Origin of the sequence: Paraburkholderia sp. BR13444 (assembly GCF_040948755.1) — a bacterium.
In the GTDB taxonomy this organism is placed as follows: Bacteria; Pseudomonadota; Gammaproteobacteria; order Burkholderiales; family Burkholderiaceae; genus Paraburkholderia; species Paraburkholderia youngii.
Window position 1 is genome coordinate 228,397 of record NZ_JBFPKM010000009.1, and the last position, 25,735, is coordinate 254,131.

Here is a 25,735-nt window from a genome sequence, read left to right on the forward strand (position 1 = left end):
GAGACGTTCCGCGCACGACTGGCGACCTCAAGCTGCCTCGTCGGCTACCTCGACGATCGGCAGTGGACGCGCGGCAATCTTTTCCGCCTCTGCGCGCTTCAGGCCGAGTATCTGGAGCAACATGGCTGCCGTGCGCTCCGGAAAGTGCTCGCCGCTGAAACCCAGCTCCTTCAGCATACCTGCGGCACTTGCGCCCGGCGCGACATAGTTCAGTTCGGCCGCGATGGCAGACAGAACGGTGCCGCCCACCGCGAGATAGCCGATAAACGGGTCGGCAACGACAAATCGCTTTGCCGCAATGCCATTTCGAATGTCGCGCATAAGCCGCTGAGCCAGTCCACGACTCAGCGCAGGCGCCGAAAACCCTTCGCGAATCAGAAAGCGTCCCCACACCGGATCGTGCCGCGCGCGCAGCACGGTGTGGCGCACCGAGACGGCCACTACTTCCGCGGGATCGGTAATGCCTCCCGCGAGGCGATCCAGCACGTTCGCAAACTCTTCGAATACGTTGTCGACGAGCGTCGCGTAGATCGCTTCCTTCGACTCGAAGTGGTTATAGAAGGAGCCAAAGCCGACATCGGCGGCCTCGGTGATTTCATTGATCGCCACGCCTTCCATGCCCCTTTCGGCCATCAGCCTGAGGGCGGCGTCGAGCAGACGGGCGCGCGTCTCGCGCTTGCGGCGGGCGCCGCGAGGTTCTTTTTCTTCGATGACGGGAGCCGGGGAGGCGGACGCCTTAGCCGGGGAGCGCCTGGCTGCCGCGCGCTTTGTCGTGGTTGTCATGGTGAATCCAGTTCTGGGCATAGCCACAGTATAGATTCGAATGTCTTTATTGACAAAGCGATCAGTGATGAGTCGGATGTCATGAACGGCAGCAAAAGCCGGTCTTACTAGAACAGACGGAGTGACTGTGGAGACAGCAAACAGAACCGGCATTGCGCTCAGCGGCCGGCATCACCTTACCCAACGGCCCATCCGGGCTTTAGTCGAGGTCAACTGAAGCGTCGCTCGCGCCCTCAATTTCTTGATTGACACAAATATCAATTATGAGTGTAATGTCGAGCATCCACGGGAAACCATGATGTCGGTCCCAGCGGCACAACGAGAGACGGCGATTTCACAGGTTCGTCTTGCGCAGATGATCACGGACAGTGAGATCGCCTCGAGCCACGCCATGAAGCACGAACGCCTGAGCCACGCGCGCAGAAAAGAGCAGACCCGGGAGCGCCTGTACGGTGCCGCAAGGACCATGTTCCTCGGGAAGGGCTTCGCGGCGACGACCGTGGAGGACATCGTCGAGGCCGCCGGGTACACGAGGGGCGCTTTCTACTCCAATTTCAGGAGCAAACAGGATCTGCTGACGGAACTGTTGCGGCGCGACGTCGAAGCGGCGCATGCGGATATGCGGGCGGTTTTTCAGGATGCTGGCACGCCTGAGCAAGCGACCGCGCGCGTGATTGCGAATCTGGTGCGTTTGTGGCGTGATCGAGAATGCTTTCCGCTTTGGGTCGAGGCGTACCTCCTCGCACGCCGCGACAGCGTCTTTCAGGAGCGCATTCATGGGTTGCGACGCGAGAAGCTTTTGCAGGTCGGCGCCCATATTCAAACGCTCCTGAGGGAAAGCGCCAGCGCATTGCCGCTGCCGTCGGATGCGCTGGCGCTCTGCCTCGTGAGCCTTTGCGAAGGCATGCAGCTCTTTAGTCTCTGCTATCCGCAGAGTGCGATCGACCAGTTGGGCCAGACAGTGCTAGCGCAATTTGCTTCGTCCGTACTGCATCAGCAGTCAACGGAAAAATCGCCGCCGATGGGATGGCACCAGCGCTGCACTGTCGAGAATCGTTGAACGAGGTCGCAAAGTGTTGCGATTGCAACGCGTCCAGGCGCTCGAAACGTAGATCATGGAATATATAGAAAGCTTGCGTCTTTTCCGCACGATCGTCGAAGTGAGAAACTTCCGGCGCGCGGGCGAAATGATGGACCTGTCACCTTCAGTTGTTTCACGCTCGATAGCCTCGCTGGAGGAGCGTCTGGGAGCACGACTGTTTCACCGTTCGACGCGGCAGTTTTCTCTCACGGAAGCCGCGGAGCACTTTTACGAGGGGTGCTGTCGCATTCTCGACGATCTGGATCGCCTGGAAGCGAGCGCTGCAGGTCATGGGCGACTACCGGCAGGCGTATTACGTGTGGTCGCGCACACTACGGCTGCGTTGACATGGCTCGCGCCGTTGATGGCGTCGTTCAAGCGCAAGCATCCAAATATCGGTCTGGATATCACTTTGACAGAGCGATCTGTCGACCTGACGGCCGACGGGTACGATCTGGGCATCGTGCTACCGTTCATGCTCGCGACGGATCTTGCCGTGACGCGGCTTCTCCAACGCCTGCCGCTGGTCATCGTCACTACGCAGGCGTACCTCGGCAGGCGTCCACCGCCGCGGCATCCTGCGGAGCTGGCCGATCATGTGTTCGTCACGGTGCCGCCCTCGATGCATAAACCAACCCTTACGTTCCAGATCGATCACGAAACCGTCGCAGTCCAGATCAAATACGAGATCGCCTCGAATAACCCGATATTCAATCGCGACATCATTCTCGAGGGATACGGTGTGGGATTGCTTCCCTTCGCGCTTGTGGAGCAGGACATCAAGGCTGGCCGACTGGTACGTCTGCTTGAAGGCTTCGAGATCGTCGATACGGCGGCTGAAGTCCGACTGGCCTATATCGGCCGCACGCTATTACCCGCAAAGGTCAGGGCATTCATCGACCATAGCGCGGAGTTCTTTGAACGGGGCATGTAAGCGACTCGCCGCTCAACGACGACCGAAGGCGCGTCGACTGTGCGGGCTGCCGGGACGGACCATGCTGGAGCGAGGCGCGAGAAGGGACGCTGGTCGGCGTTTCAGTTCGAACAGATCAAGCCCGCGCTCGCCCAGTACAAGGCAGCGTGGTCCGGGAAGCGCTCGCTGAGCGCGCCGGAAGTCTTAGCCAGTCCACATGTCCTTGGCTCGCCTTGTTGGGATCACGATGCGATGTATCGTCGGGCACTTGCCGATCTGTGGGAGGAAGAATCTAGGTGCGCGTGACCGCCACTAACGCGGTTTCGCCGCACCCAGCGCGGGACACCTGGCCGTAAAAGCGCCTCGCTGCTGATGTATCAAAGTTTGCCGGTTTTCACTTTTAGTTTTTCATTCATCGATCTAGGTGGCCGACAAGTCGCCGTTTGACGTTTTTCAGCGAGTCTTAAAATTCAAGGTAGATGCGGCGCAGTTCTGACAGTTTTATTTTTAGGATCAAAGTCAGTCGCTCCCCGGCGCGCGGCGGCTTCAGGCGTGTCAGGGCCGCGAAGCGAAGAATCGCGAGGAAGCGATTCAGACGCCGTAAAAGCGAGCGGCGTTCGCCTCGAAGATGTCGTGCAGCGCGTCGCCCCCAAAATGCCGTGCGAGAAGCGTGCGCATCAGATTCGCTACTTCGGCGTGGGTCGCGCGCAGCGTACAGACCGGCCAGTCGCTGCCGAACATCAGGCGTTGCGCGCCGAATGACTCAACGACATGATCGACGTAAGGGACGAAATCGCTGTATTGCCAGTGTTCGCTCGCTTCGGTAACCAGTCCCGACAGCTTGCAGAAGACATTTGGAAGTTTTGCCAATGTCGCCATGTCTTCTTTCCACGGCTCAAACGTTTGATGTGCGATATCTGGCTTGGACATGTGATCGACGACCGCACGCAGCGTGGGAGTGTGCTCCAGGGCACGCTGCACATGACGCAAATGTCGCGGAAAGCTCAGTATGTCGAACGGAACGTTCTTCCGTGCCATCACCCTCAAGGCATCGAGCACGCGCGGCCGTACGATCCAGGCGTCGTCGGGCAGGTCTTGCAACATGGGCCTCAAGCCGACGAACTTCGGATACGTCGCGAAGCGGTCAAGCTTGTGCTCGAAATCGTCGGCCTCCATGTCGAGCCACCCGACCACACCTGCGATGAAATCGTGCTGCTCCGCGAGATCGAGCAAATAGACCGTTTCGCCCTCGGTTTGCGCGGCCTGGACGACGATCGTACGCGTGATGCCGGCCCTGGACAGGTGCGGCAGCAGGTCGGCAGGCTCAAAGTCGCGATTGAGCGGTTGAAGGTGCGGACCAAGCCAGTCGTAATCTCCACGATCGACTCGCCAGAAATGCTGGTGTGCATCGAGCATGACGTTCAGGTTTCTCCACGCAGATTACAGACGTACCACCCCTTTCTTGAGGATGATGTTGCCGTATAGTCGGCGCTCGCCTGAAGCGACGACCGCGAACGCGGCCCGAGCACGCTCGTAGAACTCGAAGCGATCGAGCAGCTCGAGTTCGAGCACGCGTCCTTCGGCTTGCGCGATGGTCGCCTCGAACTGCCGGTGAATCTCGGGGCTTTCATCTGGAGCCCGCATGACGGCAGCCGGATTTGGCACGAAGTCGTCCAAAGGAAACACGGAACACACCGCGTCGAGGATTTCGGTCGCGGCGACGCCTGGTAGCTCAACAAGGCGTCGGGCGCACGCGGCAGCAGGGAAGTTGGCATCGGCGATCACCAGTTCGTCGCCGTGCCCCATGGATGCAAGGATCGACAGCAGATCGCCGGTCAGCAAAGGGTTGAGATTCTTGAGCATGTGAATCCAGTTAGATGATGTTTGATGATCCTGCACACGTGGCCGCTGACATCAGGGCCGACAGATTCAGGTGATGGCGCCCAACTGCCATGGCACGAACTCATTCTGGCCGTATCCATGCAGTTCGCTTTTCGACTTCTGGCCCGAAGCAGTGGCCAGCATCAGTTGGAAAATTTCCTCGCCCAACTCATCGACCGTGCGCGTGCCATCGATGACGGCACCGCAGTTCAGATCGATATCCTCCTGCTGTCGTTGCCAGAGCGCCGTATTCGTCCCGAGTTTCAGTGACGGCGACGGCGCGCATCCACCTTGACGTCGCTGCCCACGCGCATACCCGCCACGAGCTGGTCGCGGGCGATCACGACATCGTCATCGGCATGCAGCCGGATGATGGCGTCCGTGGTTGCGGCATGCGCTGCGAGCGTTGGTGTTGCTGCAGATTTCAGGGTCGTAGGCATTGGACGATCTCCACGCAGGAGTTCACGGGCGCAGCGCCGCTGGTCGCGCGCGCCGGGTTCGAATTCAGAGCGGCTTGCCGAGCAGTCCGCGCTGGGCGAGGTTGGTGATCAGCGCGCGCACGCCGAACCGCCATGGCGCGATACGGTCACTGCGGCCGACGCGGTTGACGAGCGTGCCGAGTGCGGGCGTGGAAATCCGCACGATGTCGCCTTCCTTGTGGGTAAAACCAGCGCCGGGCGCATCGCGGTCTTCCACTGGCGCGAACAGAGTGCCGAGGAACAGCACCGCGCCGTCGGGATACTGGTGAATTGCGCCGATTGTCTGGGCGACGAGATCGAGCGGATCGCGAGTGATCTGATTCATCGAACTTGTGCCGACCATGACGAAGCCGTCTTTGCCTTCGACACGCAGGCCCAACTCCGCTTGCCGCACGTGATCCATTGAAAAGCTCTCGTCGAACAGGCGCAGGAACGGACCGATGGCGGTCGAGCCATTGTTGTCCTTCGCCTTGCCAAGCAGCAGCGCGCTGCGGCCTTCGAAGTCGCGCAGATTGACGTCGTTGCCCAGCGTGGCGCCCAGCACCTGGCCCCGGCTGTTGATCGCCAGCACGACTTCGGGCTCCGGATTGTTCCACTCCGATCCGGGATGCAAACCGATATCCGTACCGGTGCCCAGAGCGGACAGCACGGGTGCCTTCGTGAAGACCTCAGCATCGGGACCGATCCCCACCTCGAGATATTGCGACCACATGCCCTGCGCGATCAGCAAAGATTTGAGTTCGCGCGCCTCGGCCGAATCCGGGCGAATGCTGGCAAGGCTGTCACCTACCAGCGCCTGAATCTTTGCGCGAATCTGCGCAGCGCCCGCAGGATCGCCTTTGGTCTGCTCTTCGATCACGCGCTCGATCAGACTGCCCGCAAACGTGACGCCCGCCGCCTTGATGACCTGCAGGTCACACGGTGCGAGCAGATGCGGGTGGGTGTCGTCCGCGTTGGCGGGTGCGTGTGCCAGCATCGTCTCGAGACTGCCGATCCAACGGCCGGCTGCACGACGTACCGTGGTCACAGGGTCGTCGTGTTCCAGCAGGCTGCTCATGGTCGGCGCCACGTCGGAAATGTCGAACACGCCATCGGCGCGCAGTACGACTACCGCCGGGCCGCCGGGCGCCGTGCCGGTAGGCGGCAGCCACGCGCGTCCGACGAGCGTACCCGCGAACCCGTCGTCGGGAAGCGTGTCCGTGGCGTTTAGCACTAGCGGGGAAGTCATCGTTGTCTCCATGCATTCTTGTTGAATCGCGTGCCGAGTCCGGCGGCGTATGTTGATCCGTCGCGCGTGGTCAAGGCCATTCAGCGGTGCAGATATCAAGGGCGGGTGCCACGACACTCATGATCGGAGGGGTCTGGCGTCGCTGCGTGGGGCGCACCACGCGCGAGGAGGGGTTCCGGCGCGTCAGCAGGAAGCAGGCCGTCGGTTTTCAATGCCGCCCAGAATGCCGGTGGAATCGTCTCGGTCATTGCCGCGCAGTTCTGTCTGATCTCCGTTGCGTTCCTTGCGCCTGCAATCACGCAAGCAACCGCTCGCGGGGCATTGGTGAACTGCAGCGCGGCGGCCTTCAGGTCTACGCCGAATCGTTCGCAATGGGTCAGGAGTCTGCGCCGCTTCTCTAACATTTCCGCCGGCGCCTCGGCATATTCGAACGTCGTGCCGCCCACGAGCAAACCCGAATTGAACGGACCGCCCGCGACGAGCTGTACGCCGCGTGCATCGCAGACGGGGATCAGCGTATCGAGCGCCGAAGTGTCGAGCAACGTGTACCTCCCGGCGATCAGGAACACGTCCGGATCGGCGTCGCGCAACGTCATCAGACACGGTTCGACCCGGTTGACGCCGAGCCCCCATGCGCCAATCACGCCTTGATCGCGCAGATCGGTCAACGCCCGCATCGCGCCGTCAGCGGCGATACGGTATTGCCGCTGCCAGTCCTCACCATGCGTGTCCTCAGCGACGTCATGGATATAGACGATATCGATGCGATCGAGCGAAAGACGCCTGAGGCTCGCGTCGATGGAGCGGTGCACTCCTTCCGCCGAATAATCGAATTCCACGCGAAACGGCAACGCGCCGACATATCCGTGCTGAACCCTGGGAACGGACGCATCCGGGACCAGCAGACGTCCGACTTTCGTCGATACGACGAACTCTTCGCGGGCATGATGCGCGAGGGCCCGGCCGAGGCGCTGTTCGGACAGACCCATGCCGTAAAACGGCGCGGTATCGAAATAGCGCATGCCGGCGTCCCAGGCCGCGCTCAGCGTCTCTTCGGCGGCTTCGTCGCTGACGGGCGCGAAGAGATTGCCTAATGGGGCCGCGCCGAAACCTAACGGTCCGGGCGGAATCAGAGGTCGCATGTTCTTCACGGATTGCTTCTCGTCGTTGATATAAGTCCGGTTCGCGGAGTCCGAGCGGCGATTCACGCGTCGGCAAGGTGCGCGTTGGCTGGCTTTCTCGTGCGCCGCGCCGGACCGCGCCGCGCGGCAAGTCCGCTCGGCGCCGCCGGCGCGACGCAGGATTGCCGGATGACCATTTCGGGTGGGAACACCAGATGCCGTGGCGCAGCGTCCGTCCCGTTGATACGTTCCAGCAGCAGATTGAACGCGGCGTCCGCCATCGCGTCGACGGGTTGGCGCACGGTTGTCAGTGCGGGAGAGAATGCGGCCGCCCAGGGAAAATCGTCGATGGCGGCGACCGAGATATCGTACGGACAGGACAGCCCGGACTCGGAGATCGCGCGCATCACGCCGATCAGCATCTGGTTGTTGGCCGCAAAGATTGCCGACGGCCGCTCCGGCAGTGCAAGCAGAGCTTGCGAGCAGTCGAACGCATCGCTTTCATTGAACGCGCCGTGACGCACGAACTCGGGTATCACGTCGAGGCCCGCACCGCGTAACGCCTCGACGAATCCGGCCAGACGATCGCGGCCCGGTACGAGGTGCTGCTGTCCGGCAATGATCGCCACACGCGTATGACCCAGACTGATGATGTGCTGCATGACCATGCGCGATGCCGCGACGTTGTCGAGAACGACCGAGTCGTAATCGTCGGCACGGATGATGTGGTCGACCGAGACGATCGGCATGATGCCTACCTCATTGGGTAAGTCCTTGTATGACGCGTCGGGTCCCGCGGGGCAAATAATGGTGCCCGTCGCCAGGTGCGCGCGAAGCATCTTCAGATACGAGCGTTCCTGCTCGATATCGCGTTCGCTGTCGCATAGCAGAACCGCGTAGCCTAATTCGCGGGCGCGCTTTTGCACCGAATGAACGAGCTCCGTGAAAAACGGGTTGGTGATGTCGGGCACGACCAGCCCGATTATCTTCGTCGCACCCTTCTTGAGACTGCTAGCTACAGAATTGGGCGAGTAGCCCAGCGCGGCGACAGCTTTCTTCACGCGGCTGGTCAGCTCGGGGCTTACGTAAGTCGATCCGGACAGCACTGCGGAGACTGTCGCGAGACTGACCTGCGCAAGGCGCGCTACATCCTTCATTGTTGATGCCACGGTTTTTCTTCCGATATCAGTGTGGGCCGTTGACGAATCATAGCTGCTTTCGATTCGCTTGGTAAAGCGTTTAGCGAAACGTTTCGTTATGTGCATCTTATGGTTAACCCCGTCACGCCTGATTGACCATTGACACAAGGTTTCTAGCAATCTACTCTCTCGCCGCAACGTTTCGCTAAACGTTTCGCTGGGTGCCGAAAAAAAACTGGACGGGAAGAAATGAGTGAGACAGAAACACGGCAGGACGGCGGTCGTCGTCGCGCACTGGTATCGATTCGCAATCTGAGCAAGTCGTTTCCTGGCGTGCGGGCGCTCGACAATTGCCAGTTCGAGTTGCTGCCGGGCGAAGTACACGCGTTGATGGGCGAGAACGGCGCCGGAAAATCAACGCTGATGAAGGTGCTGTCGGGCGTCTATCAGAAGGACGAAGGAGAAATCCTGATCGACGGCAAGTCCGTCGACATTCCCGATCCGCGCGCGGCCCAGGCGCTCGGCATCGGCATCGTTCACCAGGAACTGAACCTGATGAACCATCTGAGCGCCGCGCAGAACATCTTCATCGGGCGCGAGCCGCGCCGCGGCATCTTTATCGACGAACGCGCGCTGAATCGCAAGGCCGCTGAGATCTTCGAGCGCATGCACCTGAAGCTCGACCCGCGTACGCCCGTCGCTGAGCTCACGGTCGCAAAGCAGCAGATGGTGGAAATCGCGAAGGCATTGTCTTTCGATTCACGCGTGCTGATCATCGACGAACCGACGGCCGCGCTCAACAACGTCGAGATAGAGGATCTGTTCCGGATCATTCGTCAGCTTCAGTCGGCCGGCGTCGGCATCGTCTACATCTCGCACAAGATGGACGAGCTCAAGCGGATTGCCGGCCGAATCACCGTCATGCGCGACGGCCAATACGTGGGCACCGTGCTGACGGAAACGACGCCGATGGAGACGATCATCAGCATGATGGTCGGCCGTCAGCTCGATAGCGCACCCCGGCATCCTGTTCAGCGCACGCAACGCGAGGTTGCGCTCGAAGTCACGGGACTTAAGCGAGGCTCCGTTATCCGCGATGTCAGCTTTAGGCTGCGCAAGGGCGAGGTGCTTGGCCTCGCGGGCCTGATGGGCGCCGGACGCACTGAAGTCGCGCGCGCCGTGTTCGGCGCCGATCCGATCGAGCGCGGCGAGATCCGCGTGCATGGCAAGAAGGTATCGATCAGGTCCACGCAGGATGCCGTGCGCCACGGCATCGGTTACCTGTCCGAGGATCGCAAGCAGTTCGGGCTGGCCACGGTATGGACGTCAAAACCAACGTTGCGCTTGCGAGCATGCGCCGTTTCGCTTCGTTGGGCACGTTTCTCGACGACGCTGCGATCCAGCGCACCGCGAATCAATACGTCGATCAGTTACGACACGGTGCAAGCGGCAGTCGAGGCGCTTCAGCGCAAGAAGCTGCCCAAGCGGATCGATACGGGCTTCTACTGGTACGACAAGACCAATATCGATGACCCGAAGATCGCCGCGGTTCTTTACAAGTGATGCGCGATAGGGGCACCAAGCAGAGCAGGCGCAAAGCAGCAGAGCAGGAGAAGCAGATGCACTAACCGCGCATCTCGTCATGCGCAACCAAACAACCATCATAGATGGGCGGGAGCGGGCGGAAAGCCCCAACTCCCGTGGACATAGGAGACAGAGATGAACCGCAATCGCCGTCTGTTTACCGGCGCGCTCGTATCGGCGCCTTTGGCCGGTCTGATGTTGAAGGCCGGCTATGTACACGCGCAGGGCAAGAAATACCGCTTCGGCTTCTCGCAGGTCACGACCGTCGAGCCCTGGCGAGTGCAGTTCAACAAGGATATGAAGGCCGAGGCCGCGAAGCATCCGAATCTCGAACTCGTCATCGCCGATGCGAACGACCGCACCGACAAGCAGGTTGCCGACGTGGAGAACTTCATCGCGCAAAAGATGGATGCGATCTTCATCTCGCCGAAGGAGTCGGCGGGGCTCACGGGCGTCGTCGAGAAAGCCTACAAGGCAGGCATTCCCGTGTTCGTGCTCGATCGCGAAGTCAATGGCGACCAGTACACGCAGTTCGTCGGCGGCGACAACGTGCTGATCGGCAAGGGCGCGGGCGAGTTCATCGTGAAGACGCAGGGCGGCGTGGGCAAGGCGAAAGGCAATATCGTCGAAGTGTGGGGCGGTTTCGGCACGCAGGCTTCGCACGACCGGCACGACGGGATGATGTCGTTCGTCGGCAAGGAGTCGGGGCTGAAGATCGTCGGACAGCGCGTCGATTGCGACTGGAAGCAGGACAAGGCCTACGACTACATGAAGACGGTGTTGCGCGTTAATCCGCAGGTCGATCTCGTGTTTGCGCATAACGATCCGATGGCCTATGGCGCATATCTCGCCGCGAAGGATGCAGGGGTCGAGAAGAAGATCAAGTTCGTCGGCGCGGACGGCTTGCCGAACGAAGGCGCGGTTTGGGTCGAAAAGGGCATTCTCACCGCGACGTTCGTTTATCCGACGCCGGGCGGCGAAGCGATCCGTCAGGCGCTGAAGATGTTCGCCGGCGAAAAGATCCCGAAGAAAGTGACGATGCCGACGCAGGGCATCTTCGCCGATAACGCGAAGCAGTTTGCCGCGAGTTGAGTCGCGGTGGAGCGCGCGCAGCGGTTGTCGTTACCGCCGCGCGCGCTTCGCACGCAACTTTGCATCCACGAATAATCAGCGGATGGGAATCCATGACGCCGAATGCCAGCAGCCTCGATCCTCCCCTACTGCAGCGAAGCGTTCCAGCGAGCGCGACACCGCTCGTCGCGGCGAAGCGCGTTTCGATCGCGTTCAACGGCAGCCCCGCGCTTACCGACGTCGATTTCGACATCATGCCGGGCGAAGTGCATGCGCTGGCCGGTGAGAACGGCGCAGGCAAGTCGAGCCTGATGAAGATACTGGGTGGCCTGTATCTGCCCGATACCGGCTCTATCGACGTGGCCGGCGTTCCCGTCGATTTTAGAACCACGGCCGACGCCAACGAAGCGGGCATCGCGATCATTCACCAGGAACTGAATCTGGTGGATAGCCTGTCCGTTGTCGACAACCTGTTTCTCGGCCAGGAAATCACGACGCGCTTCGGCTTTCCCGATCATCGCGCGATGCGGGCGAAAGCGATCGAAGTGCTCGCGCAACTGCAATTCAGACCGTCGCCGGAGGCGCTCGTCGGTGCGTTGCGGATCGGTGAAAAGCAGTTGATCGAGATCGCCAAGGCGCTGCTTGCCGATGCGCGCGTGCTCATCATGGACGAGCCGACTTCCGCACTCTCCGACACGGAAGCGCATGCACTCGCGGGCCTCGTGCGTGCGTTGCGCGAGCGCGGCATGGGCATCGTGCTGATCAGTCATCGTTTGCACGAGGTGTTCGAGCTCGCCGATCGCGTGACCGTGCTGCGCGACGGACGCCATATTGCGACGCTGCCGATGAGCCGCGTGGAGTCGGCGGAACAACTGGTGTCGATGATGATCGGCAAGAACTTCGTCGCGCCGCATCGCGAGTCCGGCGAAGTGCGCGCCGCTGCCGACACGATGATTGCCGTACGCGATCTGACGCTGCATGGGGAGCATCGGCCGGTGGTGGATTGCGTGTCGTTCGAAGTGCGGCGCGGCGAAGTGTTCGGTCTGTCGGGGCTGCTGGGCGCGGGCAAGACGGAGATTCTCGAAGCGCTGTACGGCGTGTCGCCGTATCGGGTTGAGGGCGCAATCGAAATCGGCTCCGAAAGGCGCGCGTTCAAAACGCCGGCGGACGCCGTCGAGGCAGGCGTCGCGTTCGTCACCGAAGATCGCAAGAAGGACGGGCTGATCGTCGATCAGTCGGTCGAGGCGAACCTGGTGCTGCCGAGTCTCGCGCAGGTGGAAGGCTTTCCGTTCTACCGTCCGCGCGTGATCGCGCGACGCGTGGCCGCGCAGGCGAAGGCGTCGAACGTGAAGTACGGCGGCGCGTCGCAGCCGGTCGCGACGCTGTCGGGCGGCAACCAGCAGAAGCTCATCATCGGCAAATGGCTGATGACGCAGCCCGCCATCCTGTTGCTCGACGAGCCAACGCGTGGCGTCGATGTCGCCGCGAAGGCCGAAATCTATAGCCAGATTTTGCAGGCCGCTCGCAGCGGGCTGACGGTGGTGGTCGCTAGTTCGGAGATCGATGAACTGATGCTGATGTGCGACCGCATCCTCGTGCTGTGCGAAGGGCGCGGGCGAGGCGTGCTCGAACGCGAAGCATTTTCCGCAGATGAACTCATAAAGCTGGCGTCGCCTTGATGCCGATGGAGCCCCGAACATGCTGAAGATCGATCAACACGCGATGGATGCGATGCCTGACACGCGGCAGCAGCGATTGCGCGCGTGGCTGACGAACGTGAAGTACTACCTTGGGCTGATCGTGCTGCTCGCGCTCGGCGCGCTCACGTCGCCGCACGCGGCGGACGGCAGCAACATCTTTCTGTCGTCGGCGAATTTCTCGGATGTATTCCGCCAGGTGGCGAACGTGGGCGTGATGTCGGTGGGGATGACGCTCGTCATCATCACGGCGGGCATCGACCTGTCCGTCGGCTCGGTGATGGGCTTCGGCAGCGTGCTCACCGCCATCCTGCTGACGACGCCCGGCAGCAACGCGGCCTCGTGGACATCGCTCGCGCTCGACGCCGTGAGTGTGTTCGCGATCGTCTATGCGGCGGGCGGGATGTTCGCGCGGCGCATGGGCGGCGCGAAGGTAACGGCGGGCACTGCGGGCGTCGGCGGCAAGGCGTCTGGCAAGTGGCATCGCGCGGTTCGCGTGGCGCTTGCCGCGCTCGCCGCACTGCTTGCTTGCGGCGTCGTGTGGCATCAACTGCCGCAGAAAGTGTCGCTCCTGATGGTGCTCTGGATGGTGCCGCTCGCGGGCCTCGCGATCGGCGCGCTCAATGGCCTCATCATCACCCGCGGGCACATGCAGCCGTTCATCGTGACGCTCGCGGCGATGGTCGGCATGATGGGCGTCGCGCGGCTCGTTGCCGGGCAGGACACGGCCGTGTATTCAATCTATAGCGGTAGCAACGCGACGACCGACATCGACAACCTGCGTGCGTTGCTATTCGGCGTGGTGCCCGTTCCCGCGCTCTTTTTCATCGTGATCGCGCTGATCGCGGACTTCGTGCTCAATCGCACGGTGTTCGGCAAGTACCTGTATGCGATCGGCGGCAACGAAAAGTGCGCGCGCATTTCGGGGCTCAACGTCGACCGCCATAAGATCGCCGCGTATGCGATCTCGGGCATGCTCGCGGCGCTCGTCGGTGTGTTGTATGCCGCGCAGTACCGGCAAGGGAAAGCCGATGCCGGCGTCGGTTGGGAACTCGATGCGATCGCGGCGGTGGTGATCGGCGGAACGAGCCTGATGGGCGGCGTCGGACGGATCGCGGGCACGGTGGCGGGCGTGCTGATCTTCGGATTTCTCGGCAACATCCTGCTGCTCAACAACATCGACAGCAATACGCAACTGGTGCTGAAGGGGTTGATCATCGTCGTCGCCGTGTTCCTGCAACAGACCCGCATGAATCCGCAGACGATGCTCGTGCGGCTGCGCGGTCGGCGGGCAGCGAGATGAATGCACCCCATCCAGGCAAATCGATCTTGACGATGCGTCGGCACGCGCGGCGTCGACACATGACGCCGTGCGTGGCGCTCGCGGAGGCGAAGGTCAGCGGTCACATCGGCGGCACTACGCCGTCCTTTTCGACCACGACGCGTTGCGCAACGTAACTTCCCTGCGACGCAGGCGTTGCGACAATGAACACCTTTTTGCCGGCCGTAAGATCGCTGTGCTCCGCCGGCGTGAACGTGACGACGGGCACGTTTGGCGGCACCGTCACCACATTGCTGCCGCCCTTGTACGACAGCTTCAGGTCGCGGCCGTTAGTGCTCTGCACGACGGAGTCGACGTTCGCGTTGGTCATCGAGCTTTTCGGGCCCAGGTCCCACGCGTAATGCCCTTCGCCCGTGCCGCGCGCGGACTCGGGGAACACCACCACTTCGGTTGCCGTCAGCTTGCCGTCGGAGCCCGTGGTTGCAGCCGTGCCAATGAACGTACCCGGCTTGATATCCGATAGCTGCATCGTTTTCACAGCCGAGACACGCACATCCGGCTTCACATCGACCGACACGGTATCGCCGCTGCGGCGATGGACCTTGAGCGTGTCACCGTTTTGCGACACGATTTCGCCCCGGATGCGGGTGGGCGTCGTGGCGGGCGCCTGCGCGAAAGCAGCGCTCGCGAGCGCGGCAGCCATAAAGGCTGCGCCAAGTTTGATGCGGAGTGTCATAGAACCTCCCAACTGGATGGTTGAAGGACGGGGAAAAGACATCATTGCTTCACGAGCCGCTGAACCAGTTGTAGCCCTGGTTCTCCCAATAGCCGCCCGGATACTGGTTGGTGATTTCGATTGCGACGATATGCTTGGGATTCTTGAAGCCGAGCTTGGTCGGCACGCGCAGTTTCATCGGAAAGCCATACTTCGGCGGCAGCACGTCACCGTCGTAGGTCAGCGTGAGCAGCGTCTGCGGGTGGAGCGCCGTCGGCATGTCGATGCTGGTCCAGTAGTTGTAGTCCGCGCAATGCAGCGACACGTACTTTGCTGTCGTGTCCGCACCCGCGCGACGCAGAAATTCGGAAAAGCGCACGCCGCCCCAGCGGCCGATCGCGCTCCATCCTTCGACGCAGATAAGGCGCGTGATCTGGCTTTCCTGCGGCAGCGCATGCAGTTCGTCGAGCGACCAGGTGCGCTTGCCGTGCGCGAGGCCGGTGACCTGCAGACGGTAGGTCGCGGCATCGATCTCGGGTACGTCGTCGATCTCGTAGAACGCGTTGAACGGAAACGGCCGCGTGATCATCGATTCCGGATACGTGGGCGCCAGCTTGTTCGGATCGAACAGCAGCGCCTGCACGCGGTCGTTGAAGAGCGAGATGCGGCGCAGCGCGGTGTCCACCGCCTTGTCGTTGGTCAGATCGCAACCGGAGAGCATCGCGATGCCGCCCAGGGTCAGCAGCCGCCGGCCGAACAGGCGGCGCGCGGGCGATTTGAGTTCGCGCTGTGCGTCACGGATGATCGATTCGCCATGCGTCGCGAGAAAACTGCCTTTTTGCACGGTGCGTTTGCGGATCGTCATGATTTACCGTCCCCGTATCATCAACAGTAACGAGCGCGGCACGAGCGCGGCCATCGCGACGTGAACGATGAAAAACGCCACCAGTACGCTCATGCATACGAAGTGCACGACGCGCGCATTGTCATATCCGCCCATCAGCGTGCGCAGCAGCGGGAACTGCACCGACTTCCATATGACGAGCCCCGACAACACGATCAGCACGATGTCGGCGATCACGACGAGATAGGCGAGCTTCTGCACCGAGTTGTAGTGCGCGAGGTCGTCGTGTTTCAGGCGCCCGCGCAGCGCGGCGACCAGATCGGCGGCCAGCTGTTTCGGCCTGATGGGCAGCAGTTTGCGTCGCAAGCGTCCGGACGCCAGATTCAGCGCGAGATAGACCAGAAAATTGGCGACCAGCAGCCACATCACGGCGAAATGCCATAGCAGCGCGCCGGCGAGCCAACCGCCAAGTGTGATCGAAGGTGGAAACTGAATGGCTGGAAAGATTGGCGACGCATCGTAAATCTGCCAGCCGCTCATGACCATCAGCACGACCGCGACAGCATTGATCCAGTGTGTGATCCGTACCCAGCCGGGTTGAACCATGTTGTGACTCAAAATCACTCCAGATTCGGTGGCATTCATTCCAGTAGCGCGGGGGCAAACCGGTCGACACCGAATCGCGCGCTCCGACCGTCAGGCTGCCATCTGCAACACAAGGGCTAACGCGATCAATCGACCGTTATTCCGTCGCGCGTGAAAATTTTTCCCTTCCAATCGACTTTCAATAGCGACACACACCGCGCGCGAATGCCGTCCCGCCGCAGGGGATTCGCAGCATCCGGCATGCCCTATTGCGCCGGGCACAAGCGCTTCGGCGCAAAGACACGCTTCGGCACCCAGCGCCTTCCGTCCGACATCTCCTATCGGGGTATACCCGATTCGCAAGCAAATTTGCGCGCCAAACTATTGCGCAAATAAATTTGCAGAAAGATACTCAGCGCAAATCGGTTTGCTGTCGTTCCTCAACCCCACCTCGAAGAGGTCATCATGAAACTCGTAGCAAAGCTCGCCGCGGCTGCACTCGTCGCCGTTTCCGTCCTCGGTCATGCCGCGCGGGCCGAGACCTTGCTGGTCGCCTGCGACACGGCGTTCGTGCCGTTCGAATTCAAGCAGGGCGACAAATACGTCGGCTTCGATATCGACCTGTGGGAAGCCATCGCGAAGGACCTGAAGCTCGACTACAAGCTGCAGCCGATGGATTTCAGCGGCATCCTGCCGGCGCTGCAAACCCATAACGTCGACGTCGCGCTCGCGGGCATCACGATCAAGGACGAGCGCAAGAAAGTGATCGACTTCTCCGATGGCTACTACGACAGCGGCTTCACGCTGATGGTGCCGGCCACCAGCGCGATCAAGGGCCCGGACGACCTGAAGGGCAAGTCGCTCGCGATCAAGACGGGGACGTCGGCGGCGGATTACGCGAAGGCGCATTTCGCGGGTACCGATCTGCGCCAGTTCCCGAACATCGACAACGCGTATCTGGAGTTGCAGACAGGACGCGTCGATGCAGCGATGCACGACACGCCGAACGTTCTCTACTACATCAACACGGCGGGCAAGGGCCATGTGAAGGCGGTCGGTGCGCAGATGATGGCGCAGCAATACGGCATCGGCTTTCCGAAGGGCAGCCCGCTCGTGCCGAAGGTCAATGCGGCGCTCGCGAAGATCAAGGCTGACGGTCGCTATGCGGCGATCTACAAGAAGTGGTTCGGCGCCGAGCCGACGAAGTCCTGATAACACAACGGCTGCGGGAGGCAAGTCATGCAGTTCGATCTGTCAGTCGTCGTCGATGCGTTACCGGCACTATTGCAGGGCGCGAAGCTGACGGTGCTCATCACCATCGCGGGCCTTGCGGGAGGCCTGGCGGTCGGCTTTCTGTTCGGCTTGATGCGCGCGTACGGGAACGCCTTCATGCAGAAGATCGCGTTCGCGTACGTCGAGTTCGTGCGCGGCACGCCGATCGTCGTGCAGGTGATGTTCATCTACTTCGCTCTGCCCGTGCTGCTTAACGTGCGCGTCGATGCGTTGACGGCCGCGATCGTGTCGATCATCGTCAATTCGGGCGCGTATATCGCCGAGATCGTGCGTGGCTCGTTCCTGTCGGTGCCGCGCGGATTGAAGGAAGCGGGACTCGCGCTCGGCATGCCGATGTGGCGTGTGCTCGCGTTTGTCGTCGGGCCCGTTGCGATTCGCCGCATGACGCCTGCGCTTGGCAACCAGTTCATTGTGAGCCTGAAGGATACGTCGCTGTTCATCGTGATCGGCGTCGGTGAACTCACGCGTCAGGGTCAGGAAATCATGGCGGCGAATTTTCGGGCCGTTGAAATCTGGACGGCCGTGGCCGCAATCTATCTGTGCATGATCGGTGTGCTGACGTTCTGTCTGCGCACGATGGAAAAGAGGATGCGGATACTATGAGCGCGCTCGATATGGTGCAGTTCAAGCAGGTCACGAAGCGCTTCGGGCAGACCACCGTGCTGGACGGCGTCGATCTGAACATTCGCGCGGGCGAAGTGGTGGTGCTGATCGGTCCGTCGGGTTCGGGCAAATCGACGCTGCTGCGTTGTATCAATGCGCTGGAGCATATCGACGGCGGCGATCTGATCGTCGATGGCATCAGCGTGCGCGGCGGCTCGAAGAAAGTGCGCGAGATTCGCCGCGAAGCGGGCATGGTGTTTCAGCAGTTCAACCTGTTCCCGCAACTGACGGCGCTCGAAAACGTCGCGTTCGGTCCGCGTCAGGTGCGCGGCATGAGCAAGTCCGACGCTGAAACGCTCGCGCACGAGCTGCTGACGAAAGTCGGCCTGGCTGGCCGCGTCGGGCACTATGCAAGCGAGCTGTCGGGTGGCCAGCAGCAACGCGTCGCGATTGCGCGTGCGCTGGCCGTCAAGCCGAAGCTGATGCTGTTCGACGAGCCGACTTCGGCGCTCGATCCCGAACTGCGGCAGGAAGTGCTGCGGGTGATGCAGTCGCTGGCGGAAGAGGGGATGACGATGGTTGTCGTGACGCACGAAATGACGTTCGCGCGCAAGGTCGGCACGCGTCTGATCTTCATGGAGCACGGCCACATCACAGTCGACGGGCCGCCCGCGCAGTTGCTCGACAATCCGCCGAATCAGCGCCTGCGCGATTTCCTTCAACACGTCGAATGATCTCGAACTCATGTCTGCAATTGGATTCATCGAAATCTCCGGCTCGCCGTTCGACGCGGGCGAGGCGTTAGGGCGCTTCGGAGCGTTGGCCGTGCATCGCCACCTGGTGCAATCGGCCGCTTGGCGCGACGTCATGCAATGGCGTGGCACGCCGCTCGCCGCCGCGCTTTCCGCACATACGCAGCAGCGCTTTCCGCGTATCTGGGCGGAATTGCAGGGGCTTGCCGATGGCCTCGAAGTGCCCTTCGACGATGTGTTTCTGTGGAACTGTCGCGGCGACCTGTGGGCTGCGTCGCCCGACGGTTGCACGACGGTGCAATTGCCATCGGTTGATGGCAAGCGCATCAGTCACAACGAAGACGGCGACCCCGGCTTCGCGGGGCATTGCGCGATTGCCGCGTGTCGGATCGACGGCAGTCCGGGCTTTGCGGCGTTCGTGTATCCGGGCTCGCTGCCGGGCCATACGTTCGCCGTGACGGACGCGGGTCTTGCCGTCACCGTGAACAACCTGCGGGTGCGCCAGACCGAGGCGGGCGTGCCGCGCATGGTGCTCACGCGCGCGTTGCTGGATGCGCGCGATCTCGATGCGGCCGTTGCCGTGGTGCGCGACAACCCCCGCGCGGGCGGCTTCCATCTGACGCTTGCGCATCAGGCGAGCGCGCCGTTGCTGAGCGTCGAGTACAGCGCGCACGGTTGTTCCGTGCAGGAGATCACGCAGCCGTCATTGCATGCGAATCACGCGATTCATCCGCCGATGCGGGGCTTCGCCCAGATCGTGACAGATTCATCGCGTAGTCGGCAGGCGCGCGGCGACCGGATGTTGCGAGACGCACGCGAAGCGGGGCATGCGCCTGAGCCGCTCGCGATCCTTGCCGACACGCACGACACATCGCTGCCGATCTACCGCACCGACCCCGCCGATCCCGACGACGAAAACACGCTCGCAACCGCTGATATCGTGATCAGGGCGTCTCACATAGAATGGGACGTTTATGAGCAACCCGGGACGCCGCCGCGATATCGATTGATCAATGGACACAAACCTACGCACGAAGCGCCGCAAGCCGGCGAACAAGGACGACGCGAGCGCGCCTGAAGCCGTCGCTGGCGCGCCGCGCAGCGTCGATGCGCTGCGCGAACTGGTGGTGCGCATCGGTCGCGACGAGGCGGGCCTGTCGCTCGGCGGTAAGGCGCACGCCGTGCTGGCGTGGCTGCTCGAACGGCCGGAGGAAGTGGCCGTGCGGACCATCACCGATCTGGCGACGGCACTCGACGTCAATGCGTCGACGCTGACGCGGCTCAGCACGAAGCTCGGCTATACAGGGTTCGCGGATTTTCAGAGCGTGTTTCGCGATTCGCTGGCGGAGCGTCACCGGCATTTCTATACGAATCAGGCGGAGCGGCTCGTTGCAGGGAAAAAGCAGCGTGAGCACACGCCCGTCAATAGCGGAACCTCGCCCGAAGTCGAGGTCGTCGTGCAACTCGCGCACGAATCGATCGTCAATGTGGAGACGTTTCTCGCACGGCTATCGGCTGACGATCTGCGCGGCGCGGCCGCGCTATTGGCGGGGGCGCCGCGCGTGCGCGTGCACGGCTTGCGGCAGTTCAGCGCGCTCGCCAGCTTTCTTTGCTATGGGCTCGGGATGATCCGCACCGACGTCGCACTGCTAGATGCGCAAGGGCTCGGCGTGGCTGAAGGACTCGCGCAGTTGCAACCGGGCGATGTGGTGGTCGTCACGAGCGTTTCGCCTTATACGCGCAGCGTCGCTGAAGCTGCGAAGGCAGCCGCCGAGGCGGGTATGACGGTCATCGCGATCACGGATACGCTCGCGTCTCCACTGGTGCCGCCCGCACGGCACGCGTTCCTGATTCCGCATGACAGCAGTTTCTTCAGCAATAGCATGGGCGCGTATCTGATCTTTTGCGAAGGCCTGCTCAATCTGGTCGCGACGCATCTGGGGAAGCGGTCTTTGCAGGCGCTATCGCGGCGCGAACGATTGATTTCCGCGTTGGGGATCGAGGCGGACTAATGCTGGCGAGGGGTGCGAACTCCGTTCTGCGCGCGCTGAGTTGACGAGAGCAGCCCTCGCTTTACGAGGGCCGAGCGCGGTCCGTAGCTCACGCATCCGCCCGGCTTACGAATCGATGTGCACCGACACCCCGGTCGCCGAATAGACGGGCGTCGCCTTGTGGCCGTCGACCATGATCGTCGTGAACACCGTGGTCGCCCCATTGCCATCGATCAGATCGATGGTGTCGCCGACCTTGGGCGCATAGCCGTTCACGAACTTCACGTGCAGCGTGCCGCCTGCGATGGTGAGTTGATTGCCAACGTGCAGTTGGCCGGCGCCTTTACCGTCGATGTCGAGTTCGAGCGTCGTGCCGGCGAGCTGCGTGTACTTGCCGACGATGGACACGGGCGAAGTCGCCGCGATGGTGACGCCGCCAGCACCCACATACACGTCGCCCGTGCCGAACGCATTCGGAGAATCCGCCTCGAGCACACCGCCGCTTACCTGGGAACCGCCCGACCAGGTATTGTTGCCACCGAGCTTCAGCGTTCCACTGCCCTGCAGCGTCAACTTCCCCGCGCCGGAAATGTCGTTGCGCCACAGATCCGACGCGTTGAATCCGCCTTGGGACGCATCCATCGAAACGATGACGCTGCCATTGAACGCACCATATCCGTCGCCGGCCGCAAACATGTTGAGGCGGCCCCAACCTTCCGCGTCATCCATGACCGGATAGCCGGAAGGAAGCTCGGTCGTCTTGAGCACCACGCGGCGCTGGGCTGCGCTCAGATACGGAAAGCGCGTCTCCAGCAATACTTCCGCACCCTTCGGCACGACCGGAGGCGCATCGGTCGATTCGATCGGAGCAAAGCCGAACGTCATACGGCGGGTGAAGTCTGCTTTGTTCGTCGCATAGTCGGCGAAGCGGTCCGTCGCTGCCGTGCCGGAGTGGGCGAAAGCGGCGAAGTTCGTCGAATTGGTGTTGGTCGACTGCATCAAGGCTGTGTGCGCCTGACTAAATGCGGCGCTCTTCAAGGTGGCGTTGCTGGGATCGGAGAGATTCGCAGCAGTCGCCGCAAGTGCAAACATTCGACCAGCAATGACGTCGAGCGGCGAATGCATACCGGCAAAAATGCGGTTTTCGCCAAGTTCGAGGCCGCGGCTCGCCATCTCCTGGAACCGCTCCGGCAGCACGTAGGCCATCGTCATCGCATCGCGCATCGCCTCCGCCTCGTGACCGCTGATATATCCGCCATCGGTCGAAGGCGTGGTGCTCTCGGCCGGCACCAGAGTCGGAGCTACCACGACACTCGTGCTCCAGCGGTATGGCCGCGCGTATTTGTAGAAGCGCTTGGCCGGCTCGGTCGATGCGTTGTTGCCCATGTTGCTGAGCAGGTCGACAACCTGGCCGAAATTGCTGTTGCCGCCACTGCTGCCGACGCCGATGTTGTTGCCGGCGTCGTTGTACAGCACGGTCGTCGCATCCGCCGGGATCGACGTGATCGTCGTCGTCTGCTGCGCCGCCGTGCGCCACGCGTTGGTGAGCGGGCCCATGCCATCGGTCACGCTGTAGCCTTTGCCGCGCCGGTCGTCGTAGTAGGCTGCATCGGCCTGCGCCTGGGTGCGGTTGGTCGTCTCGGTGACCACGAATTGAATATTTGCGGCATGGACGGCGCTGTTCACGACCGCCCCACCCGGCGTACCGTCATTGGGTAGTCCGGTCCACGTGGATTGCACGACAGCCGGAAAGGAACCATTGGCGGGAGCGGAAACACCCGCATCGACGATCTCGGTCAACGGTTGCCAGATATCGAGGAATCGCGAGACGACACGCACGCCGGCATTCGTGGCGAGCGTCGCATATCGAGCGTCGCCGCGCTGGTTGGTCGCAATCGTGTCGACGAACGCGGGCACGTCGGGGATTGCGGCGTTGTCGACAAAACCAGGGTCGGCAGGTGGAGCCGGGATCGAGGCCGTCGCCGTTGTCGTCGAAGTATTCGAGGCCGTCGGCGTAGAAGAGTCATTGCTCCCACCGCACGCGGCTAGTGCCGCCACGCTTGCGAGAATAGTGACGCGCAGCGGAAGAGAGACGCGAAGATGAGTCATCACGAGACTTTCTTGTCGTTGTTGGTGGCGTCGAATTGTGCGGATGAATTATTACGGCATTGTTGCGACCTATTTTCAGGCAAGGGGGACATGCATCGCAGACGTCTGAGCGCAGAGAGGGAGAAAGCCAACCCCTAAAGCCAACCCTTTACCGTCGCCACTCGCCAGACGACAAACATGACGAGGCCCACCGACGCGGCGGTCAACAGAATGAAGTCAATCGAGCGCGCTAGCTTTTTCATATCAAAGTTGGATCGGACGTGCGACGTCCGCATGTGATCAGGGAGTCAGGCGTGCGTGAGCATTCAGCGTGGGTGTGAAGTTACGCCCTGCAAGCTTAAAAGCCGCTTAGCCCGAGCCTGTCCCCTTGACGACCTGGGTTCCCCCGAGTCGCCCGGATCCGCGGACTGACGCGCCGCAACGGCGAATATCCACACCCGCCGGCAAACCGTGCCATCATGGCGAGCATTCAGCAGATGTTTGCGAGCGGACGGAAGCCACGTTTGTTGCAAGCGCTTCATCAGTACCGCCCGCTCCGACGCGCAGCACTGGCCAGCCGAAGCGGGACGCCCAGCCGGCGGCATCCGGCCATGCTCTACAGCCGTGCTGCTTCGTCTACCAGCCGGACGAGGAGTTCATCATGCTCGCAGTTCACAAGGCGGTGTTTCCGGTCGCGGGAATCGACACGCGATTTCTGCCGGCCACGAAGGCGAGTCCGAAAGAGATGCTGCCGGTCATCGACAAACCGCTGATTCAATATGCGGTCGAAGAAGCGGTTGCCGCGGGTATCACTGAGCTGATCTTCATCACGGGCCGCGGTAAGCGCGTGATCGAAGATCATTTCGACAAATCCTACGAAGTCGAACACGTGCTGCGGGCGCGCGGGCTGCAAAACCTCGCCGAACTCGTGCAAAGCATCAAACCACCCAACGTCAACTGCATCTATGTTCGGCAAGCAGAGCCGCTCGGACTCGGGCATGCGGTGTTGTGCGCGCAAAAGCTGATCGGCGACGAGCCGTTCGCGGTCGTTCTCGCCGACGATCTGCTCGAAGGTCAGCCGCCCGTTCTCGAGCAGATGGTGCACATCTTCAGCCATTACGATTCGTCGGTAATCGGGGTCGAGGAATTCGAAGCGGACGGCGCTTGCTCGCATGGCGTGGTCGGCGGACGACATTGGGACGAGCGCGTGATCAGCGTGTCGAGCATCGTCGAAAAGCCCGCGCCGGAAAAAGCGCCTTCGTGCTTCGGCGTCGCGGGGCGCTATGTGTTGATGCCAGCGGTATTCGACCACTTGCGCGCGCAGCGGCCCGGCCCTCACGGCGAGATTGAACTGACACCCGCCATTCATTCGATGCTCGAGGAAGAGCAGGTGCTCGCGTATGAAATCATCGGCAAACGCTACGACTGCGGGACCAAACTCGGTTATTTGCAGGCGATCGTCGACTTCGCGCTGCGGCATAACGAGGTGCACGATGCATTCGGTGCCTGGTTGCGCAAGCGCGTAGACGGCGAGACGGCCGCGCCGGGCACCACGCATTAGCGCCGCCCATTGGACGACGGCACGGTCTGATCAAACAGGGTCCGGTAAATGTGTGCGCTATCGCACACACGCCGGCGCATCGAATGTCCATGATTTACCGATCAACGTCATTCCTCTCAGCCATTCCGGAGTGGCCAGCCGGACAGATTTCGATGGGTGTCAGCATGGGCTTGCGCGTAACGCGCTATATTTGAATTCTCACTGCGCGATGCGGCGATGCGCTACTTGCCGCGCGAGTATGCGCCGCGAAAGCTTCATCTATCGTTGTGAGCCTTGGTGATTTTCAATCCCCGAGATTAAACGGGCTCGTGTTGGACCGTTGCAGACAGGCCTCGCTCGGGTCTTCCGCTTAACCACGACTTCACAGGACGGCAATATGTCACTTCGTATCAATGACACCGCGCCCAATTTCACCGCGCGGACCACGCAGGGCACCATCGATTTCCACGACTGGATCGGCGACCAATGGGCGATCCTGTTTTCTCACCCGAAAGACTTCACGCCGGTTTGCACGACTGAACTGGGCTACATGGCGAAGATCGAGCCGGAGTTCACCAAGCGCAACGCGAAGCTGATCGGGCTATCGGTCGATCCGGTCGAAGACCACGAAAAATGGGCCAAGGACATCGAGGAAACGCAGGGCGCCGCCGTCAAGTACCCGATGATCGGCGACACCGACCTCGCGGTCGCGAAGCTGTACAACATGCTGCCGGCCGACGCGGGCGATACCAGCGAGGGCCGCACCGCAGCGACCAACGCGACCGTGCGCTCGGTTTTCATCATCGGTCCCGACAAGAAGATCAAGCTGACGCTGACCTACCCGATGAGCACCGGCCGCAACTTCGACGAAATCCTGCGCGTGCTCGATTCGATCCAACTGACCGCCAAACATAGGGTCGCGACGCCGGTCAACTGGAAGCAGGGCGAAGACGTGATCATCACGTCGGCGGTCAGCAACGAAGAGGCGCAGCAGGTGTTCCCTGGCTTCAAGACCATCAAGCCGTATCTGCGCACCACCAAGCAACCGCGCTGACAGATGCGGCA

Annotated in this window: 24 protein-coding genes and 1 pseudogene; 13 read left to right on the top strand and 12 right to left on the bottom strand. The window is 61.8% G+C overall.

Annotated features, from left to right (window positions below):
- Positions 1–27: 27 nt before the first annotated feature.
- The gene (locus AB3X95_RS25065; protein WP_176110496.1) at positions 28–783 is read right to left on the bottom strand and encodes a TetR/AcrR family transcriptional regulator; all 756 of its coding nucleotides are present in this window, start codon (positions 781–783) and stop codon (positions 28–30) included.
- A gap of 391 nt (positions 784–1,174) precedes the next feature.
- Here AB3X95_RS25065 and AB3X95_RS25070 point away from each other — a divergent pair, with 391 nt between their 5' ends.
- Positions 1,175–1,843 (top strand): TetR/AcrR family transcriptional regulator, encoded by a 669-nt coding sequence (locus tag AB3X95_RS25070; RefSeq protein ID WP_368622825.1) that lies wholly within the window; start codon positions 1,175–1,177, stop codon positions 1,841–1,843.
- 55 nt (positions 1,844–1,898) lie between these two features.
- Positions 1,899–2,798 (top strand): LysR family transcriptional regulator, encoded by a 900-nt coding sequence (locus tag AB3X95_RS25075; RefSeq protein WP_176366488.1) that lies wholly within the window; start codon positions 1,899–1,901, stop codon positions 2,796–2,798.
- Positions 2,799–3,368: 570 nt separating this feature from the next.
- Here the strand turns inward: AB3X95_RS25075 and AB3X95_RS25080 are convergent.
- The 7 genes and pseudogenes from AB3X95_RS25080 to AB3X95_RS25110 all read right to left on the bottom strand — a co-directional run bounded on the left by AB3X95_RS25080 (position 3,369) and on the right by AB3X95_RS25110 (position 8,805).
- The gene (locus tag AB3X95_RS25080) at positions 3,369–4,193 is read right to left on the bottom strand and encodes an amidohydrolase (RefSeq protein ID WP_368622826.1); all 825 of its coding nucleotides are present in this window, start codon (positions 4,191–4,193) and stop codon (positions 3,369–3,371) included.
- Between the two features lie 24 nt (positions 4,194–4,217).
- Positions 4,218–4,640 (bottom strand): RbsD/FucU family protein, encoded by a 423-nt coding sequence (locus AB3X95_RS25085; RefSeq protein WP_176120974.1) that lies wholly within the window; start codon positions 4,638–4,640, stop codon positions 4,218–4,220.
- 66 nt (positions 4,641–4,706) lie between these two features.
- A pseudogene (locus AB3X95_RS25090) lies at positions 4,707–4,946 on the bottom strand (altronate dehydratase); the annotation flags it as partial.
- Positions 4,922–5,098 (bottom strand): hypothetical protein, encoded by a 177-nt coding sequence (locus tag AB3X95_RS25095; RefSeq protein WP_368622827.1) that lies wholly within the window; start codon positions 5,096–5,098, stop codon positions 4,922–4,924. The pseudogene AB3X95_RS25090 and the gene AB3X95_RS25095, both read right to left, overlap by 25 nt.
- Positions 5,099–5,162: 64 nt before the next feature.
- Entirely contained in the window at positions 5,163–6,365 is a 1,203-nt protein-coding gene (locus tag AB3X95_RS25100) for a fumarylacetoacetate hydrolase family protein (RefSeq protein ID WP_368622828.1), read from the bottom strand.
- A gap of 95 nt (positions 6,366–6,460) precedes the next feature.
- Entirely contained in the window at positions 6,461–7,507 is a 1,047-nt protein-coding gene (locus AB3X95_RS25105) for an aldo/keto reductase (RefSeq protein WP_368622829.1), read from the bottom strand.
- Positions 7,508–7,569: 62 nt separating this feature from the next.
- A complete protein-coding gene (locus AB3X95_RS25110) occupies positions 7,570–8,805 on the bottom strand; it encodes a LacI family DNA-binding transcriptional regulator (RefSeq protein WP_368622830.1) in 1,236 nt (411 codons plus the stop codon).
- Positions 8,806–8,874: 69 nt separating this feature from the next.
- Between AB3X95_RS25110 and AB3X95_RS25115 the strand changes: the two genes are divergently transcribed.
- The 4 genes from AB3X95_RS25115 (at position 8,875) to AB3X95_RS25130 (ending at position 14,280) form a co-directional block, all read left to right on the top strand.
- Positions 8,875–10,188 carry an ATP-binding cassette domain-containing protein gene (locus tag AB3X95_RS25115; protein ID WP_368622831.1) on the top strand — a complete coding sequence of 438 codons (1,314 nt, stop codon included), beginning with the start codon at positions 8,875–8,877 and terminating at the stop codon, positions 10,186–10,188.
- Between the two features lie 156 nt (positions 10,189–10,344).
- Positions 10,345–11,301: a substrate-binding domain-containing protein gene (locus AB3X95_RS25120; protein WP_184225338.1), complete on the top strand. Its 957-nt coding sequence runs from the start codon at positions 10,345–10,347 to the stop codon at positions 11,299–11,301.
- A gap of 92 nt (positions 11,302–11,393) precedes the next feature.
- Complete coding sequence (locus tag AB3X95_RS25125; protein WP_184225337.1) at positions 11,394–12,959, top strand: sugar ABC transporter ATP-binding protein; 1,566 nt, start codon at positions 11,394–11,396, stop codon at positions 12,957–12,959.
- Between the two features lie 19 nt (positions 12,960–12,978).
- On the top strand, positions 12,979–14,280 hold the full coding sequence (locus tag AB3X95_RS25130) for an ABC transporter permease (RefSeq protein WP_368622832.1): 1,302 nt from the start codon (positions 12,979–12,981) through the stop codon (positions 14,278–14,280).
- Between the two features lie 100 nt (positions 14,281–14,380).
- Here AB3X95_RS25130 and AB3X95_RS25135 read toward each other — a convergent pair whose 3' ends face one another.
- Genes AB3X95_RS25135 through AB3X95_RS25145 form a run of 3 tightly spaced genes read right to left on the bottom strand, consistent with a single transcriptional unit; the run spans position 14,381 to position 16,424 of the window.
- Entirely contained in the window at positions 14,381–14,995 is a 615-nt protein-coding gene (locus AB3X95_RS25135; RefSeq protein WP_176120981.1) for a hypothetical protein, read from the bottom strand.
- Positions 14,996–15,044: 49 nt separating this feature from the next.
- Positions 15,045–15,839, bottom strand: coding sequence for a molybdopterin-dependent oxidoreductase (locus tag AB3X95_RS25140; protein WP_368622833.1), 795 nt, complete (start codon positions 15,837–15,839; stop codon positions 15,045–15,047).
- 3 nt (positions 15,840–15,842) lie between these two features.
- Positions 15,843–16,424, bottom strand: coding sequence for a cytochrome b/b6 domain-containing protein (locus AB3X95_RS25145; protein WP_246391965.1), 582 nt, complete (start codon positions 16,422–16,424; stop codon positions 15,843–15,845).
- A gap of 444 nt (positions 16,425–16,868) precedes the next feature.
- On the opposite strand from AB3X95_RS25145, the gene glnH reads away from it, so the two are divergent.
- Genes glnH through AB3X95_RS25170 form a run of 5 tightly spaced genes read left to right on the top strand, consistent with a single transcriptional unit; the run spans position 16,869 to position 21,063 of the window.
- Complete coding sequence (glnH, locus tag AB3X95_RS25150; protein WP_176120984.1) at positions 16,869–17,615, top strand: glutamine ABC transporter substrate-binding protein GlnH; 747 nt, start codon at positions 16,869–16,871, stop codon at positions 17,613–17,615.
- A 27-nt stretch (positions 17,616–17,642) separates the two neighbouring features.
- Positions 17,643–18,299, top strand: coding sequence for a glutamine ABC transporter permease GlnP (gene glnP / locus AB3X95_RS25155; RefSeq protein WP_368622834.1), 657 nt, complete (start codon positions 17,643–17,645; stop codon positions 18,297–18,299).
- Positions 18,296–19,033, top strand: coding sequence for a glutamine ABC transporter ATP-binding protein GlnQ (gene glnQ, locus AB3X95_RS25160; RefSeq protein ID WP_254905801.1), 738 nt, complete (start codon positions 18,296–18,298; stop codon positions 19,031–19,033). The genes glnP and glnQ overlap by 4 nt, the downstream gene beginning before the upstream one ends.
- A 10-nt stretch (positions 19,034–19,043) precedes the next feature.
- Positions 19,044–20,129 carry a C45 family autoproteolytic acyltransferase/hydolase gene (locus AB3X95_RS25165; RefSeq protein WP_368622835.1) on the top strand — a complete coding sequence of 362 codons (1,086 nt, stop codon included), beginning with the start codon at positions 19,044–19,046 and terminating at the stop codon, positions 20,127–20,129.
- Complete coding sequence (locus tag AB3X95_RS25170) at positions 20,065–21,063, top strand: MurR/RpiR family transcriptional regulator (protein ID WP_176366360.1); 999 nt, start codon at positions 20,065–20,067, stop codon at positions 21,061–21,063. The genes AB3X95_RS25165 and AB3X95_RS25170 overlap by 65 nt, the downstream gene beginning before the upstream one ends.
- A gap of 105 nt (positions 21,064–21,168) precedes the next feature.
- Here AB3X95_RS25170 and AB3X95_RS25175 read toward each other — a convergent pair whose 3' ends face one another.
- Complete coding sequence (locus AB3X95_RS25175; RefSeq protein WP_368622836.1) at positions 21,169–23,151, bottom strand: phosphatase PAP2 family protein; 1,983 nt, start codon at positions 23,149–23,151, stop codon at positions 21,169–21,171.
- A gap of 640 nt (positions 23,152–23,791) precedes the next feature.
- On the opposite strand from AB3X95_RS25175, the gene galU reads away from it, so the two are divergent.
- Positions 23,792–24,691, top strand: a complete 900-nt coding sequence (galU, locus tag AB3X95_RS25180) for a UTP--glucose-1-phosphate uridylyltransferase GalU (RefSeq protein ID WP_368622837.1) — start codon at positions 23,792–23,794, stop codon at positions 24,689–24,691.
- A gap of 376 nt (positions 24,692–25,067) precedes the next feature.
- The gene (locus tag AB3X95_RS25185; protein ID WP_176120989.1) at positions 25,068–25,724 is read left to right on the top strand and encodes a peroxiredoxin; all 657 of its coding nucleotides are present in this window, start codon (positions 25,068–25,070) and stop codon (positions 25,722–25,724) included.
- The last annotated feature ends 11 nt before the right edge of the window (positions 25,725–25,735 follow it).

Bases quoted from the DNA above. Each gene is read 5' to 3' on its own strand.
- AB3X95_RS25065 (WP_176110496.1), bottom strand. From the start codon at position 783: ATGACAACCACGACAAAGCGCGCGGCAGCCAGGCGCTCCCCGGCTAAG.
- AB3X95_RS25070 (WP_368622825.1), top strand. From the start codon at position 1,175: ATGAAGCACGAACGCCTGAGCCACGCGCGCAGAAAAGAGCAGACCCGG.
- AB3X95_RS25075 (WP_176366488.1), top strand. From the start codon at position 1,899: ATGGAATATATAGAAAGCTTGCGTCTTTTCCGCACGATCGTCGAAGTG.
- AB3X95_RS25080 (WP_368622826.1), bottom strand. From the start codon at position 4,193: ATGCTCGATGCACACCAGCATTTCTGGCGAGTCGATCGTGGAGATTAC.
- AB3X95_RS25085 (WP_176120974.1), bottom strand. From the start codon at position 4,640: ATGCTCAAGAATCTCAACCCTTTGCTGACCGGCGATCTGCTGTCGATC.
- AB3X95_RS25095 (WP_368622827.1), bottom strand. From the start codon at position 5,098: ATGCCTACGACCCTGAAATCTGCAGCAACACCAACGCTCGCAGCGCAT.
- AB3X95_RS25100 (WP_368622828.1), bottom strand. From the start codon at position 6,365: ATGACTTCCCCGCTAGTGCTAAACGCCACGGACACGCTTCCCGACGAC.
- AB3X95_RS25105 (WP_368622829.1), bottom strand. From the start codon at position 7,507: ATGCGACCTCTGATTCCGCCCGGACCGTTAGGTTTCGGCGCGGCCCCA.
- AB3X95_RS25115 (WP_368622831.1), top strand. From the start codon at position 8,875: ATGAGTGAGACAGAAACACGGCAGGACGGCGGTCGTCGTCGCGCACTG.
- AB3X95_RS25120 (WP_184225338.1), top strand. From the start codon at position 10,345: ATGAACCGCAATCGCCGTCTGTTTACCGGCGCGCTCGTATCGGCGCCT.
- AB3X95_RS25125 (WP_184225337.1), top strand. From the start codon at position 11,394: ATGACGCCGAATGCCAGCAGCCTCGATCCTCCCCTACTGCAGCGAAGC.
- AB3X95_RS25130 (WP_368622832.1), top strand. From the start codon at position 12,979: ATGCTGAAGATCGATCAACACGCGATGGATGCGATGCCTGACACGCGG.
- AB3X95_RS25135 (WP_176120981.1), bottom strand. From the start codon at position 14,995: ATGACACTCCGCATCAAACTTGGCGCAGCCTTTATGGCTGCCGCGCTC.
- AB3X95_RS25140 (WP_368622833.1), bottom strand. From the start codon at position 15,839: ATGACGATCCGCAAACGCACCGTGCAAAAAGGCAGTTTTCTCGCGACG.
- AB3X95_RS25145 (WP_246391965.1), bottom strand. From the start codon at position 16,424: ATGGTTCAACCCGGCTGGGTACGGATCACACACTGGATCAATGCTGTC.
- glnH (WP_176120984.1), top strand. From the start codon at position 16,869: ATGAAACTCGTAGCAAAGCTCGCCGCGGCTGCACTCGTCGCCGTTTCC.
- glnP (WP_368622834.1), top strand. From the start codon at position 17,643: ATGCAGTTCGATCTGTCAGTCGTCGTCGATGCGTTACCGGCACTATTG.
- glnQ (WP_254905801.1), top strand. From the start codon at position 18,296: ATGAGCGCGCTCGATATGGTGCAGTTCAAGCAGGTCACGAAGCGCTTC.
- AB3X95_RS25165 (WP_368622835.1), top strand. From the start codon at position 19,044: ATGTCTGCAATTGGATTCATCGAAATCTCCGGCTCGCCGTTCGACGCG.
- AB3X95_RS25170 (WP_176366360.1), top strand. From the start codon at position 20,065: ATGGACACAAACCTACGCACGAAGCGCCGCAAGCCGGCGAACAAGGAC.
- AB3X95_RS25175 (WP_368622836.1), bottom strand. From the start codon at position 23,151: ATGACTCATCTTCGCGTCTCTCTTCCGCTGCGCGTCACTATTCTCGCA.
- galU (WP_368622837.1), top strand. From the start codon at position 23,792: ATGCTCGCAGTTCACAAGGCGGTGTTTCCGGTCGCGGGAATCGACACG.
- AB3X95_RS25185 (WP_176120989.1), top strand. From the start codon at position 25,068: ATGTCACTTCGTATCAATGACACCGCGCCCAATTTCACCGCGCGGACC.